Here is a 15,393-nt window from a genome sequence, read left to right as displayed (position 1 = left end):
AGTATTTGGATTGTCACTGCTTGCTCCAAAGTTAACATGTTGAGCAGTCCAAAAAGACCACTATATTAACCAAGGGGGTCAATTTTCAAATGCTGTTGGGGGGTCATTTTTACATTGCCGCTAACATCTATACCGAGCAGCTCTTCGGTGTTGGCTTCAGTGATGATTCGGATGCCTTTATCTTCAATTGATTTTTTCAGCATTTGACTGGCTTTCATATCCAGTTGACGATCCATAATACGGTCCATCAGATGCAGCACAGTTACATTCATCCCCTGCTGCTTCAGTCCATAAGCTGCTTCTAGACCCAGCAACCCACCTCCAATCACGACGGCATTTTGCTTGGTTTTGCAGTAATCCAGCATGTGGTTAACATCCTGAATATCCCGGAAGCTAATCACGCCTTCAAGTTCAGCACCTGAAATTGGTGGTATAAAGGGTTTGGAACCAGTAGCGAGGATCAGACGATCATAAGCAACGATTTCACCTTTTTCGGTATGAACCTGCTTACGTGAACGGTCGATAGAGCTGGCAGCATCTCCAGCGATGAATCGAATGCCTTTTTTGGCATACCAGTCGGCTGAATGCAGCATAATTTCTGCAAAGCTTTTCTCACCAGACAATACCGGTGACAACATGATCCGATTGTAATTGCCCCATGGCTCTTCCCCAATCACGGTAATGTCATAACGATCTGGCGCCATATCCAGCAAGTCTTCCAGACAGCGCATGCCCGCCAGCCCATTTCCGACCAGTACCAGTTTTAAGCGCTCTGTGTTTTGACCATTACTGGAAATATAAGTTTTTTGTGGAGTCGGACTCACCAGAACTTTGCCATTTTCAATTCGGGTTGGAAATACCAGTAATTTCTGGTCTTGTTCTTCCAGACAACGGCCGGTCACCAGACTGAAATGCTGCTTATAAATTGGGGATGCGACTACACGCTCACCTTGCAGATCACCCAGAATGCCACGTGCCATGACATTGGCCAGACTAAATGGATCTTGATTGCTGAGTGCATACACCCGCTGTTCCTGCCCCACGCGAAAAATTGCAATCTGCTGATCTTCAATCAGGGCTGCCACACCGGTATTCGGGGTAATCTCATCCAGATTGCAGACTTCGTACCAGTTCAGTTCGTTCATGTCTTTTAAAATTGTCATTTTCATTCTCCCTGACTGTGGTATTTAGGCTTCAACCACTGGAATACGGTTTAAATCACGTTCAGCTTCTGTCTTTGGACGAATCTGGCCACGTACAGGCGTAAACTGAATATTCGGGTCATTCTGCTCAGCTGCTTTGGCATTGATAAAAGTCTTAAAGCGTTTGCGTACTTCAGGATCTTCAATCGCGGTGCGCCATTCATCCTGATAAGTGCCAATCACATGCTGCATACGGCTTTCCAGTTCAGCAGCAATACCCAGTGAATCATGCACAATGACATCTTTCAGATAGTCCAGCCCACCTTCCATATTGTCACGCCATACGCTGGTGCGTTGCAGACGATCTGCTGTCTGGATATAGAACATAAAGAAGCGGTCGATATATTTGATCAGTGTGGAAGTATCCAGATCCGAGGCAAGTAGTTCAGCATGGCGCGGTTTCATACCGCCATTGCCACATACATATAGATTCCAGCCTTTTTCGGTGGCAATGACACCGACATCCTTGCTCTGTGCTTCTGCACATTCACGGGTACAGCCAGATACTGCCATTTTGGTTTTATGTGGTGAACGCAGGCCTTTATAACGATTCTCCAGGAAAATCGCCAAGCCGACAGAATCATCGACTCCGAAACGGCACCAGGTACTGCCCACACAAGATTTCACCGTACGTAAGGATTTGCCGTAGGCATGTCCGGACTCGAAACCGGCATTGATCAGTTTTTCCCAGATTTCAGGCAGCTGATGTACCTGTGCACCAAACATGTCAATTCGTTGTCCGCCTGTGATTTTGGTATATAGACCATAATCTTTGGCGATCTGACCAATGGTAATCAGGCCATCCGGGGTAATTTCGCCGCCTGCCACACGTGGCACAATCGAATAAGAACCATCTTTCTGGATATTGCCGAGATAGTAGTCGTTGCTATCCTGCAAACCGGCATGGCTAGGTTTTAGGACAAAGTCATTCCAACAGGATGCCAGAATATTGGCTACAGTCGGTTTGCAGATATCACAGCCCATGCCGTGCCCATGTTGCTGAATCAGGTCAGAGAATGTCTTGATCTCATGCACGCGTACCAGGTGATACAGTTCCTGACGTGAATAGGCAAAGTGTTCGCACAGGTGATTGTTCACCGTGACACCCTGACGCTGTAATTCAGATTTGAGAACTTGCGTTACCAATGGCGCACAGCCACCACATGCCGTTGCAGCCTGCGTGCATTTTTTCAGCGCACCCAATGAAGTTGCACCGCCATCAATGGCTGAACAGATATCAGCTTTGGAAACGTTATTACAGGAACAGATGGTCGCACTGTCAGGCAATAAATCGACACCACTACCACCCGATTTGGAAGTTGACTGATCAAAGCCCGGCATGATCAGGCTTTCCGGTTGCTCCGGTACAGCCAGACCATTCAGCATCATTTGTAGAAGATCACTATATTCTTTGGCACATCCCACCAGCACCGCGCCCAGCAGTTTGGTCTTATCTGCTGACACCACGATTTTTTTATAAATCTGCGCAGCTTCATCAGCATAGAAATAGCTCAAGACACCAGGGGACATGGCGTGTGCATCACCAATAGAAGCAACATCCACGCCCATCAGTTTGAGCTTGGTACTCATGTCTGCGCCAACGAATGCATGACTCTCTTGGCCCAGTACATGTTTCGCCGCGATACGCGCCATGTCATAGCCCGGTGCAACCAGACCATAAATTTTATTGTCCCAAAGTGCACATTCACCAATGGCATAAATGTCCGGATGTGAGGTCTGGCAATAATCATTAATGATGATGCCGCCACGCTCACCAATCAGCAGACCACTCTGGCGCGCCAGTTCATCACGCGGACGAATACCGGCCGAGAACAGGATGATGTCAGTTTCAAGTACCGACCCATCTCCGAACTTCATTACATGCTGAGCGCTGTCACCATCTTCAATGCTTGATGTGGCCTTTTGAGTATGTACCTTGACACCCAGGTCTTCAATTTTAGAGCGCAGTACCCGGCCGCCCAGATCATCAATCTGCACCGCCATCAGACGCGGAGCAAATTCTACGACATGGGTTTCCAGATTCAGATCTCGCAGGGCTTTCGCTGCTTCCAGCCCTAGCAAGCCGCCGCCAATCACTACGCCAGTTTTGGCATTCAGACTGGCTGCACGAATGGCATCCAGATCTTCAATGGTACGATAAACAAAGCAATTCTGACGGTCATTGCCCGGGATTGGTGGCACAAAGGCATAAGAACCGGTAGCGAGAATCAACTTGTCAAAACTCAGCACATCACCCTGGCTGGTGGTGACGGTTTTATGGAGCTGATCAATTTCAACCGCTTTAGTATTAAGTCGCAAATCAATGCCATAAGCATCGGCAAAATCACTACGACACAGACTCAGATCCTTGACCGACTTGCCGCTGAAATATTCGGTCAAATGTACCCGGTCATAAGCTAAATGTGGCTCTTCTGCCAAAATGGTCAGCTCAATGTCATCACCGGCCTGTTCCAGTACAGATTCGATGAATTTATGCCCCACCATGCCATGCCCAATCATGAGAATTTTCATATCTGCACTCCAACTATTGTTTTTTTAAAGATGATAAAAAGCCGCATATCACGTCTAGGCATTGATATGTCTGCTGATTGAATATGTTGTAAATACCGCAACCCAGCGCTTTGTAATGCTGGAGGAAGGGTTGAAACGCTTGTGCGTTTTGTATTGCTGAACAACTGACCATGTCATTTATCCTGTGCTGAACGAAATACCAATCACACTCCTTGAAAGTGCAATTACGATCAGAACGGACATCGTTGGCCGTTGTTAGTATTGAAAGTCATCTTTGACGATTTAATAAATGCAGAAACCGTGCCAACTTTTTTAATAGAAAAATGCCTTGTTTCAGGCAGATGATCTACCTAAACGCTTCATTTTGATCAGCCATCAGCTGAAATCCCTAAAGCTATGCACTAAATTGAACAGAAAAATAGAATTTTATGCACCAATTTAATGGCATGTTTTTTGCTTTACTCCTGCTTGAATATTCCTTAGGCCTTACTTGAAAATATTCCATGTCCAAATTACGAATTGCTCTTATTGATGATGATCTGGAGCGCGCCCAATTCATCCAGGAATCCTTACTTTCACATGATTTTCAGGTGGTGGCCTGTTTAATCCTGAATGACCTGAATATGGTACATGTTAAGGGTATTCATGCAGATGTGATCCTGCTGAATATGGATCATCCGCATCGGGATATTATTGAAAGCTGTGTCAGCCAATATGAACTTCCGACCGTGCTGTTTACCCAGAACTCCAATAAAGACACCATCAAAAGTGCGATTGATGCCGGAATCACGGCTTATATTGTCGATGGTATTGATCCCACCAAACTAGAAAGCATTCTGGAAATTTCAATTGAACAATTCCGCAAACATAAAAAGCTGCTGAATGATTTAAAAGAAACCCAGGACAAACTGATTGACCGTAAAGATATCGATAAAGCCAAAGCGTTGCTCATCCAGCTGCATGCATTAACGGAAGAGCAAGCTTTTGCTTTATTGCGTAAAAATGCCATGAGTCACCGGATTACCATTGGTGAAATGGCCAGACGCTTACTGGATGCACAGAAGCTGTTATTGGGCCAATAAGGAAAAGCATATGTCCACATTAGAAAAAACTGAACTCAATATTGGCTATATTCCTTTACTTGATTGTGTTGCCATTCTCTGGGCCGAAAAACAGGGGTATTTTGCTGAGCAAGGATTAACCATCAATTTAATCCGTGAAGCCTCCTGGTCTAGTTTGCGTGACCGTCTGGCTTATGGCTTTCTGGATGCTGCACATTGCTTGTCTGCCATGCTGCCCGCTGCTGCCCTGGGTACAGACCAGTTACAGGTGGCTTTGCAAACCCCTCTAGTACTGAGCGTGAATCAGGCTTTTATTAGCCTGCGCCAGGATTTGTGCTATGAACTCGGCATCCAGCCTGGGGATGATGAACAGAATACCTCAAAGAAACTGGTACAGGCTTTACAACAGAATCATTCCATCAATCTGGCCTATGTTTATAAATATTCGATTCACCATTACTGTTTAAAAGAATGGCTGGCGCTGACTGATCCACAACTGGCCAAGAATATCCAGCTGATGACCTCTCCACCGCCTTCCATGGTAAAAGGAATCGCAGAACAGGTATTTGATGGCTTTTGCGTGGGAGAACCCTGGAATATTCAGGCCAAACTTGAAGGCTATAGTTTTATCGTCGCGGCAAGCCAGAATGTCATTCCAAAAGTTGCCGATAAAGTCTTGGCCATGACCCAGGAATGGGCAGAACAGCATCCATTTACTGTAGAGGCAGTGGTCAAGGCAGTACAAAAAGCGCAGGATGATTTAAAGCAGCGCAGTGATTTATCAGAAGTATGGGACATGCTGGTAGACTATCAGATTATTCAGTTTGAATGTTCCGCCCAGCGGCATGTCTATGACTTTTACAAGATCAAGAATATCATCCGGAATTTTGTTGGGGAAAGTGCCGAACCGAAAGTCGATGATTTTATCTGGCTCCTGCAGCAGATGGATAAATGGGAAAATATTGAAATGACCGCAGCCCAAAAAAAACAGATTGCGCAATCCTGTATTTATCAGCAAGAAGTGACCGTTGTTTAAAATATTATCTATTCTCATAAAAAAAGACCCAGAAAAATTTTGGGTCTTTTAGATTTAACGTTTTATTTAGCTGAATGCCTGTTGTAAATCCAGTTGAACCGTACCGGGTTTGTCGGAGAGTCAATATTCTGAGAGACTATCCGACAAACCCAGTACGGTTCAGTTAGCATTAACACGTAGGTTGTCAGTGAATTGATGTTGTGTAATAGCCCCCAATTAAAACGGACACTTCTCAATTAAGACCTAGTCAATTGTGCTTGAACTGTGTAATCGCTTGAGATGAAGAATGACGTTCATCCTGCTTTTCAGCAGTTATAGTGATGATTGGCAGTTGAAATATTTCTAAATGTACTCCTGTTCCAGCAGCAGAGCTATGTTGTACATTCAAACCATAAATTAAATTGATCGACAATCGCATCTGCAGTAATAACAGAAATAGAGGCAGGCGCTTTTTGTAAACAATCTGTACCCAAACCCTCAGTCTTTACTGTAAAACTAAAATACGGCGTGGTTTCATTGGCTGTGATGACAATCATATCAAGTTATTGAATGCCATTTTCTGCATCAACCCAAGGTACCCAACACAGCGATGACAGAATGAAGATTTTTAAAGGCGCAGTGAATATATTCTGTTTGAATTTACAATTGTACATATAAAATCTTGCATTAAAAAGTAGTGATAGGCATTTAGCTGTGCAGATTATGACAATTCGCGTTGAAGGAAGCGAGTAAAAGTCTGGGTAAATTGCTGTCCTTGCTCTGTAAAAAACCAATTTACATGTCCAACAATCCAATCATAATAAGCAGCATCGGCATGTTTCAGGTTTTGGGTAATCCCGACAAAATATTCCAGTTCTGAAAATGCGAAATCCAAATGCACAATTTTTAGCAGTTCTGGCAAAATACTAAAGTCTTGTTGTGGGTGTATTTCTGCACAATACGCTTGTAAAAACGCGCTTAAACCCGCTTCATCAACATTAATTTGTGACGTATGTTCTAAAGCCAGCCAATCTATAAAGTTACGCTCAATCGTTATCGCAAGGTCGTACAGCGCTGAATTTCGATCCGATAAGCCAAAATCAATCACCGCTGTAATATTGGCATCGGCACTTTGCGTAGACCAAAACAAATTGGAAGCATGCAAATCATTATGTGTCCAAATTTTAGTCGCCTGCTGCAATACATGCTTAATTTTACGATGCGTCTGGAATATGCGCTCTAAAAAAACAGCATCTAAGTTTTTATCGGCAAAATAACGACTCAATTCAGGGCTATTATCAATACGTTGCTGAATAGCCGTTACAATACTTTCACTTTCTAAAAGCTGCTGATTCGAGACCAAATAACGAGCCGATCTGCCGTGTAACTCAGGAAAATCCTGCACGGCGATATGCAGTTTCGCAAGCAAACTCCCCACTTTAGCGGCATGTTCTGTATAGAAAAAAGGCGTCCACGATTGCTGATCGATATATAAATCAAAGCCAGCTGCTTTTTCATAAACCTCATAAGTCCAATCACCCAGTTCTAAAGCGGTTTGTCCGCAATTAGAGGTAATTAATGTCGCAACAGGAATATTTTTACTGGCTAAATGTTGTAAAACAGCATGCTCTTGTAAAATATCTTGGGCACGACGAAATGAATGATGGCTACGCTTAATAAAATAGGGGTGAAGATTTGTTTGACCTGTACTGGCTAAAGCCTGCACGACTTCAATCAGCACTGCTGAAGAAAATGGGCGCGGACTGCACCACAGAATCTGAACACTCCCTTGCAAACATGGATAATACGATTGCAGGCGGTGTAATTCTGGAACTGTAATATGAAGCCAATCTTTATTTTCCCAGTCACTGCCCATGCCATGACCTAAATTAGGTGTGATTGTGGCCATTTTTAATATTCCTTAACCTAATCAGCATTGTGTAGTCGTATAATCCCTGTCATCCATCTCAAACAATCATGTTTAGATGGATGCATAGCTATTTAATTAACGGTAGACCAGACCTGATGTTTCATGAAATCCTGCATTAAAAACTCAGGTTCAAGTTCTGAATTGATTAATCCCAACAGCAAAGATTCAACTTCTTCATTCGTTAAATAAATGTCCTCAACAATATGCACGCCAATCTCTAAATATGCTGCTGCGATAGAAAAATCCTAACGAAAAGGCTTGTGTTTGTATAGCTATGCAATCGTAGAGTGTTATCTATATCTAGCAATCAACCATACAGGTAGATTGAATCTTAATCACATTTTCAGCTATGCTATCAACACATCAAATTTCACTTCAAACACGCCTCGTTGCGTAGGAGTAATCTCATGTCTAAGAAGTTACCTATTTACTTCTCTGATGCTGCTTGGGCGTCATTACAAAAAATCATGGGTATGGATGGTAAGCCTAGCCCAACCTTGAATGCCATTCTAGAGCAAATAGAACTGCTGAATGAATATGAGTTTCAGCCTGTTTGCAAACGTACCGTTTTACCGCTTCCAGTTGCTGTCGAATCCATTCCTGCAGGTTTTCCTTCACCTGCTCAAGACTATATTGATAAAAATATTGATTTGAATGACTATCTCATTTCCAATGAAAATGCGACCTTTTTAAATGTGGTACGCACTACCTCTATGGTGAATGCAGGGCTTGAATACGGCGATATTGTATTGGTAGATCGTAGCAAAGAAGCCAAACACCGCAGCATTGTGGTTGCATTAATCGACCAAAAAGACCTGACTATTAAACGCCTGATGATTACAGCCAAAATGTCCAAAAGTGAATTGGCTGAACATTTTGGTGAAGACTACGACCCTGCCACTTTGCCTGAAGCTTGGCTCAAAGCAGAAAGCCCCGACTATGACAGCATTTACCTGAAAGATGGGCAAACGTTTGAAGTCTTTGCGGTGGTGACGTGGAACTTAAAAAACTTGATGGCTTAAACCAGCACACCCTAATAAAAGCCAAATAAGCAGAATAACATGAAACCTTTAAAGCAAATTTTTGCGCTAATTGACATCAATAATTGTTATGTGAGCTGTGAGCGGCTGTTTCAACCACATTTGAATAATCGTCCTGTGGTGGTGCTCTCCAATAACGATGGTTGCGTGGTATCACGTTCCGAAGAAGCCAAACAACTTGGCATTAAAATGGCTGTGCCCTTTTACCAAGTTCAAGAATTGATTCAACAACATGATGTTGCTGTCTTTTCAAGTAATTATGCACTTTATGCAGAAATGTCCAGACGTTTTAATAACATTATTCAAGAATTTGTCAGTGCCAAAGATGTCGAAATTTATTCGATTGATGAAACTTTTATTGAGTTGAGTTCATATTCTCAGCGCGATTTAAACGCACTCGCACAGGAAATTAAAACAACCTTGTGGAAATGGCTGGCTCTCCCTGTTTGTGTCGGTATTGGTCAAAGTAAAACTGAAGCCAAACTGGCCAATCATCTTGCCAAGCGAAACCGCTATTTCAACGGCGTGTGTAATTTACTCCATATGGACTTATGTAGCAAAGAAGCCTTATTTCAACACATTGATGTTGCTGAAGTCTGGGGTGTGGGTCGAAAACTTGCCAAAAAACTGCATGCTTTAAAGATTCATTCTGTATTTGATTTAGCAATTAGTGATCCTGAGCAAATGCAACGTAAATTTTCAATTTTAATGAAAAAAACCATATTGGAGCTAACAGGTACGCCGTGTATTGAACTAGAACAAACCACAGCCAGTAAACATCAAATCATCAGCTCACGTTCTTTTGGACAACGAGTCACCGACATTCATGCACTTTCGGAAGCACTGAGCGATTATTTACAATCTGCGGTGCAACGCCTTAGAAAAGAAAAAAGTTTATGTTCCTGTATGATTATTTTTGCGCAATCTAACCGTTTTGATCCGCGCCAAGTTTTTTACAATCAATCGGTCACTATTGCTTTCAATGAGCCAACAGATTCTGCTTTGCTCATGAACAAAGCCATGATGAAGCATGTGACAACGCTATTTCAGGAAGGAATTGCCTTTAAAAAATGTGGTGTGATTTTAACGGGACTTGAACCCAAACAAAGCTATATTCACGACCTGCTTACAGATACTGACGCCATTGAAAAACAGGAACAATTACAGCAAGTGTTGGATACCGTGAAAAATAAATTTGGTATGCAAAAACTCGCCATTGGTGCATGTAAATTGCAAGATCGAACTTGGGCGATGCAGCGCAGCCATTTAAGCCCGAATTATTTTAGCTGGGAAGGTTTATTGGCGCTTGGTGATTAGCAGTTATTTGATTGGGCTAAAAAAGCTCACAATATGAGACCTAATTTAATGCTTAAAAGTACTACAAAGTAGTATACAATTAAACACTACAAAGTAGTATAAAGGTGTTTGATGTATACCATCTGTGAGACTACTTTTTTTACCAATGAATATCCCTACTATTGGACTGAAGAACAATACAATGACTTTAAAATTTTCATTGCCGAGAACCCTACAGCAGGAGATGTAGAACCTGATACTGGCGGCGTTCGTAAAATTCGATGGGGTGGAAAGAGTAAAGGTAAACAAGGTGGTGTTCGTGTAATTTATTACAACCGTTTAGCAAATGGCGAAATTTGGTTATTGACCTTATATAGTAAAAACACAATTACCCAACTTGAGAAAAAGACACTTAGACAATTAGCGGAGTTACTGAAATGAGTCGTTTATTAAGTGACAAAGAATTGGAAGCTCGAGAAGCAAAACGAGACTTAAATGTTGAATTATTAGAAGGCGTTAAACAAATGCTTGCTAATAACGCAGCAAGAAAAACTGTGATCAATGAAACAGATGTTGCTTTAGCACGAAGAAAGTCTGAACTCACTCAAGATCAATTTGCTAAAATTTTAGGTATCTCTAAACGTACATTGGAATCTTGGGAGCAAGGTGTTAGAAGACCTTCAGGAGCAGCTCAATCACTGATTAAATTGTTTATTTTAGATCCTCAATTTGTTCGTGACCATCTCGCTTAAATGAAATAGCCCTCAACAACGAGGGTTATTATTTTGCCTTTCCTATAGCAACAGCAAATCTTAGATAGCATTTGAAATGCAACACCATGTTGTTGCCATAATACCTGACTCGGACTTTTAAAGCCGAGTCTTTTTCTTGGACGGTGATTCAAATCAGAACAGCGTTCTACTTCTGCAAGATTAGTCTTTATTCAGCCCAACAAACTTGGCACGTGCTTTATGCAGTTTTTTGTAGCTGTCGATTAAACGTAAATGACGATCTAAACCTTCAAGCTGCATATTGGTTTCGGTTAGACCATAGAAACGTACTGTGCCTTCAACAGAACCCATGACTGCATCCATACGTTCATTGCCAAACATACGGCGGAAATTGACGGCATAATCGGCAATATCCATTTCATCATCTAAAATAACTTCAAGCACGACATTCATACATTGATAGAACAAGCCACGTTCTACGGTATTGGTGTTGTATTGTAAGAATGCTTCGACTAAATCTTTAGCTTCTTCAAACTGTTCTAATGCCAAATAAATCAACAATTTTAATTCGAGGATGGTGAGCTGCCCCCAAACGGTATTGTCATCAAATTCAATGCCAATTAAGGTTTTGATTTCGGTATAGTCATCTAGCTCACATTCTTCCAAACGCTCAACTAAAGCTTCAAGTTGCTCATCATCCAAACGGTGCAGATTTAAAATGTCTTCACGGTACAGCAAAGCTTTATTGGTATTATCCCAAATCAGGTCTTCTACCAAATACACTTCTGAATAATCAGGGACTAAAATTCGGCAAGCAGTTGCACCTAAATGTTCATAAATCGCCATATAGGATTCTTTGCCCATTTCTTCTAAAATCGCAAATAAAGCCTCAGCTTCTTCTACGTTGCTGTATTGACCATTGTTGGTGAAATCCCACTCTACAAATTCGTGGTCTGCCTGCGCGCTAAAGAAACGCCAAGACACTACACCACTAGAATCAATAAAGTGTTCAACATAGTTATTCGGCTCAGTTACCGCATTCGTGCTAAAGGTCGGCTGTGGTAAATCATTTAAACCTTCAAAACTACGCCCTTGCAATAGTTCAGTTAAGCTGCGCTCTAAAGCGACTTTAAAGTTTGGATGTGCACCAAACGAAGCAAAAACACCGCCTGTACGCGGGTTCATTAAGGTCACACACATGACAGGGAATTGACCGCCTAAAGACGCATCTTTCACCAATACTGGGAAACCTTGTTCTTCTAAAGCCTGAATACCTGCCACAATACTTGGATATTTTGCCAAAACTTCTTGCGGTACATCAGGCAGGCTCATTTCTTCCTGAATAATTTCACGCTTCACTGCACGTTCAAAAATTTCAGATAAACACTGCACTTGAGCTTCTGCAAGCGTGTTACCTGCACTCATCCCGTTACTTAAATATAAGTTTTCAATTAAATTTGATGGGAAATATACCGTTTCACCATCGGATTGACGCACAAATGGCAATGAACAAATACCACGTTCAGTATTGCCTGAGTTGGTGTCATATAAATGTGTGCCCAGCAACTCATCTTCAGGATCATAAATTTCTAAGCAATATTCATCTAAAATTTCTTTAGGCAATTCACCATTTGGGCCAGGCTTAAACCATTTTTCATTTGGATAATGCACAAATTCGGCATTGGCAATCTCTTCACCCCAGAACTGATCGTTATAGAAGAAGTTACAGTTCAAACGTTCAATGAATTCACCCAAAGCAGATGCTAATGCACTTTCTTTGGTTGCGCCTTTACCATTGGTAAAACACATTGGCGATTGCGCATCACGAATATGTAATGACCAGACATTGGGTACGATATTACGCCATGAGGCAATCTCAATTTTCATGCCCAAACCTGCCAAAATACCCGACATATTGGCAATAGTTTCTTCAAGCGGTAAATCTTTACCAGCAATAAAAGTCGCTTGAGATGAAGTCAAGTTCGGCATCAGCAAAGCTTGTGCATCGGCATCAATACTTTCAACTTGCTCAATCACAAACTCAGGGCCTGTTTGCACGACTTTCTTTACGGTACAACGGTCAATAGAACGTAAAATCCCCTGACGGTCTTTTTCAGAAATATCTGCAGGCAATTCCACCTGAATTTTAAAAATCTGCTTATAGCGGTTTTCAGGATCGACAATATTGTTTTGAGATAAACGGATATTATCGGTTGGAATATCTCGTGATTGGCAATAAACCTTCACGAAATACGCAGCACACAATGCAGATGACGCAAGGAAATAGTCAAATGGGCCTGGCGCAGAACCATCGCCTTTATAACGGATGGGCTGATCGGCAATGACGGTAAAATCGTCAAATTTAGCTTCAAGACGCAAGTTGTCTAAATAATTGACTCTAATTTCCATGCAGGCACCTATTGTATGTGCCTACTCAGACACAAAATTCTAAAATATTGATTTATAAGCCGAATCAAGAGGGAGAATAAGACTTAAAAATGAGGTTTGAAGTCATCGCAACGGTATAACAGCGACTCCAGAATATGCGACAACATTATAAAGTGATTTAGGTGAATTGATAATGCTATAAATACAGATTTACTGAATTTAAGCAAAGCTGCTAATTAATATATATAAACATAATATATTTAAATATATGCTATATTGTCTTTAGGTTCTAATCTGCTTGATGGTGAAACAACATGAAATATACCGAACTCACTGCTGAAATTTCGTCTAATATCAAATCCATTAAAGAACAATCTCCCGATTTACTTAAAAGTTTTAATGCCCTGTCACAAGTTGCGATGAAAGATGGCGTAATTGATGCCAAAACCAAAGAGTTTATTGCGCTTGCAATTGGTGTGGCACAACGCTGTGATGGTTGTATCGGTTTTCACGTCAGAACTTTGGTCAAAATGGGCATGACTTTTGAAGAATTGAATGAAATTTTAGGTATTGCTGTTTATATGGGCGGTGGCCCATCACTCATGTATGCCGCAAACGCCGTGGCAGCATTTAAAGAGTTTTCTCCATCTACAGCCGAATAACAGCATCAAATTATTTACCGAGTCGAAACTATGTTAAATATCCATAATGAATGGGATGAACGCTACAGCCAACATGACCATATTTATGGTGAACAAGCCAATGCGTTCATTCAGGACATTACGCAAAAACTGTCTATTCACGGCAAAACTTTGGGCTTGGCCGAAGGTGAAGGTCGTAACTTGTTATATTTGGCAGCTGTGGCACAAGCCAATGAGCAAGCATTTGAAGCAGATTTATGGGACTACTCGCAAGTTGCTTTAGATAAGGCTCAAGGCTATGCACAGCAACGTGGTTTAAGCCTAAATACACGAAAGCAAGATTTAAGTCAGGTGGATTGGCAAGCCAATCAATATGACAACGTGATTTGCGTATTTGGTCACTTTAACCCTGAAACACAGCAAAAAGTGTTAAATGGCGTGCGCGAAACTTTGGTCAACGGCGGTTTATTTGTTGGTGAGCTGTATTCTACTCGTCAGCTAGAATATAAAACGGGCGGCCCACGTGCAGTAGAAATGCTGTACGATCCTATCGAGTTTTTAAGCCATTTTAAACACGATCATCTGATTCATTTCTTTGTGGGCGATGTAGAACGCTCAGAAGGCAAACTGCATCAGGGCAAATCCCACGTCATTCAATTTGCGATTCGTATTCAGAAATAAAAGACTGAATCTTTTACATCAAAAAGCTTGCTCCAATGCAATTAGAGCAAGCTTTTTTGCGCTTTAGATTTGAATATTCAGTTAGATATTTGCTCGGAAATTTTTAAAATCACTCAAACACATCTTTCATAGATTTTGGCATTCCTTGTACCGACTGTAATTCGCCCTGTTTATTTTTCCAAAGCACAACAGGTGTGGCAAAGAACTCGTATTTATCCATCAGTGCCTGATTCTGTTCTAAGGTTTTTTCTACATGTACAGGCACAGTTTTTTGCTCGATCAGCTTTTTTTGTCCGTATTGACGATGGAACGCATTAAAGGTCTGCTGTGGGTTTTTCGCCATTAATAAAGTCGCGGCCTGCCCTTTGCTTTCAGGTCGGATCACCGCCACAATAATATGTCTTAACTGAACTTTGCCAGATTCTACCCACGGACGTGCCTGCTTCCAAAAGGTATGGCAATACGGACAATTCGGGTCTGAAAACACGTAGACAATTTTTTCAGCACTGGTTTGCCCATCCTGAATCCAAGTAGCGTGTTCCAGACTTTGCCACACATCTTCAAGTACCGACTTTTTCACATAACGGTCTAAAGCATCGACGGTTAAATTATTGCCTTGTGCATCAAACAAAGTGCCTACAATATAGTATTTCTGATCATTGGAAATAAACACTGTCGCAGGACTTTGTTCAATATGCCCTGCCCAACCTGTCATTTGTGCAGGTGCTTGAATTTGTTGCACAAACTTAAAACCTTCTTTTTCAATGTGCTGTTTGAGGTTGTCCTGTGCTTGCAGCATACTCACACTACTGGCAAGACTCATACCTATCGCCAGTTTCAGCATGTTATTTTTGATGTTTGATGTCATATTGATTG

The 15,393-nt window shown here is 41.7% G+C and carries 14 protein-coding genes and 1 pseudogene; 8 read left to right on the top strand and 7 right to left on the bottom strand.

Features of this window, described 5'->3' with window-relative positions; all coding sequences use genetic code 11:
* Positions 1 to 107 precede the first annotated feature (107 nt).
* Together nirD and nirB are read right to left on the bottom strand one after the other, a co-directional pair.
* Positions 108 to 1,163: pseudogene (nirD, locus tag FTV43_RS12645) on the bottom strand (nitrite reductase small subunit NirD); the annotation flags it as partial.
* Between the two features lie 24 nt (positions 1,164 to 1,187).
* Positions 1,188 to 3,734, bottom strand: coding sequence for a nitrite reductase large subunit NirB (nirB, locus tag FTV43_RS12640; protein ID WP_218950806.1), 2,547 nt, complete (start codon positions 3,732 to 3,734; stop codon positions 1,188 to 1,190).
* 503 nt (positions 3,735 to 4,237) lie between these two features.
* Between nirB and FTV43_RS12635 the strand changes: the two genes are divergently transcribed.
* Both FTV43_RS12635 and FTV43_RS12630 read left to right on the top strand, forming a co-directional pair.
* A complete protein-coding gene (locus FTV43_RS12635) occupies positions 4,238 to 4,816 on the top strand; it encodes an ANTAR domain-containing response regulator (RefSeq protein ID WP_004280362.1) in 579 nt (192 codons plus the stop codon).
* Positions 4,817 to 4,826: 10 nt separating this feature from the next.
* On the top strand, positions 4,827 to 5,831 hold the full coding sequence (locus FTV43_RS12630) for a CmpA/NrtA family ABC transporter substrate-binding protein (protein WP_179995616.1): 1,005 nt from the start codon (positions 4,827 to 4,829) through the stop codon (positions 5,829 to 5,831).
* A 371-nt stretch (positions 5,832 to 6,202) separates the two neighbouring features.
* Here FTV43_RS12630 and FTV43_RS12625 read toward each other — a convergent pair whose 3' ends face one another.
* The 3 genes from FTV43_RS12625 to FTV43_RS12615 form a co-directional block, all read right to left on the bottom strand.
* A complete protein-coding gene (locus FTV43_RS12625) occupies positions 6,203 to 6,367 on the bottom strand; it encodes a hypothetical protein (RefSeq protein ID WP_179995615.1) in 165 nt (54 codons plus the stop codon).
* Positions 6,368 to 6,531: 164 nt separating this feature from the next.
* Positions 6,532 to 7,719 carry a phosphotransferase enzyme family protein gene (locus tag FTV43_RS12620; RefSeq protein WP_179995614.1) on the bottom strand — a complete coding sequence of 396 codons (1,188 nt, stop codon included), beginning with the start codon at positions 7,717 to 7,719 and terminating at the stop codon, positions 6,532 to 6,534.
* Positions 7,720 to 7,811: 92 nt separating this feature from the next.
* Positions 7,812 to 7,949, bottom strand: a complete 138-nt coding sequence (locus FTV43_RS12615; RefSeq protein ID WP_179995613.1) for a hypothetical protein — start codon at positions 7,947 to 7,949, stop codon at positions 7,812 to 7,814.
* 198 nt (positions 7,950 to 8,147) lie between these two features.
* Here FTV43_RS12615 and FTV43_RS12610 point away from each other — a divergent pair, with 198 nt between their 5' ends.
* The 4 genes from FTV43_RS12610 (at position 8,148) to FTV43_RS12595 (ending at position 10,828) form a co-directional block, all read left to right on the top strand.
* Complete coding sequence (locus FTV43_RS12610; RefSeq protein ID WP_179995612.1) at positions 8,148 to 8,762, top strand: LexA family transcriptional regulator; 615 nt, start codon at positions 8,148 to 8,150, stop codon at positions 8,760 to 8,762.
* Between the two features lie 39 nt (positions 8,763 to 8,801).
* Entirely contained in the window at positions 8,802 to 10,097 is a 1,296-nt protein-coding gene (locus FTV43_RS12605) for a Y-family DNA polymerase (protein ID WP_179995611.1), read from the top strand.
* Between the two features lie 111 nt (positions 10,098 to 10,208).
* Positions 10,209 to 10,517, top strand: coding sequence for a transcriptional regulator (locus tag FTV43_RS12600; protein WP_179995610.1), 309 nt, complete (start codon positions 10,209 to 10,211; stop codon positions 10,515 to 10,517).
* The gene (locus FTV43_RS12595; protein WP_004973819.1) at positions 10,514 to 10,828 is read left to right on the top strand and encodes a DNA-binding transcriptional regulator; all 315 of its coding nucleotides are present in this window, start codon (positions 10,514 to 10,516) and stop codon (positions 10,826 to 10,828) included. The genes FTV43_RS12600 and FTV43_RS12595 overlap by 4 nt, the downstream gene beginning before the upstream one ends.
* A gap of 180 nt (positions 10,829 to 11,008) precedes the next feature.
* Here the strand turns inward: FTV43_RS12595 and FTV43_RS12590 are convergent, their stop codons facing one another.
* A complete protein-coding gene (locus FTV43_RS12590; protein WP_179995609.1) occupies positions 11,009 to 13,216 on the bottom strand; it encodes an OsmC domain/YcaO domain-containing protein in 2,208 nt (735 codons plus the stop codon).
* Between the two features lie 293 nt (positions 13,217 to 13,509).
* Between FTV43_RS12590 and FTV43_RS12585 the strand changes: the two genes are divergently transcribed.
* Both FTV43_RS12585 and FTV43_RS12580 read left to right on the top strand, forming a co-directional pair.
* Positions 13,510 to 13,857 (top strand): carboxymuconolactone decarboxylase family protein, encoded by a 348-nt coding sequence (locus FTV43_RS12585; protein ID WP_004973824.1) that lies wholly within the window; start codon positions 13,510 to 13,512, stop codon positions 13,855 to 13,857.
* A 30-nt stretch (positions 13,858 to 13,887) separates the two neighbouring features.
* On the top strand, positions 13,888 to 14,517 hold the full coding sequence (locus FTV43_RS12580) for a class I SAM-dependent methyltransferase (protein WP_154320754.1): 630 nt from the start codon (positions 13,888 to 13,890) through the stop codon (positions 14,515 to 14,517).
* 109 nt (positions 14,518 to 14,626) lie between these two features.
* Here FTV43_RS12580 and dsbG read toward each other — a convergent pair whose 3' ends face one another.
* The gene (dsbG, locus tag FTV43_RS12575) at positions 14,627 to 15,385 is read right to left on the bottom strand and encodes a thiol:disulfide interchange protein DsbG (RefSeq protein WP_004973828.1); all 759 of its coding nucleotides are present in this window, start codon (positions 15,383 to 15,385) and stop codon (positions 14,627 to 14,629) included.
* Positions 15,386 to 15,393: the final 8 nt, after the last annotated feature.

Origin of the sequence: Acinetobacter sp. YH16053 (assembly GCF_013417035.1) — a bacterium.
In the GTDB taxonomy this organism is placed as follows: Bacteria; Pseudomonadota; Gammaproteobacteria; order Pseudomonadales; family Moraxellaceae; genus Acinetobacter; species Acinetobacter towneri.
The sequence above is the reverse complement of the archived record's forward strand: the minus strand, read 5'-3'. Positions and strand labels throughout refer to the sequence as shown.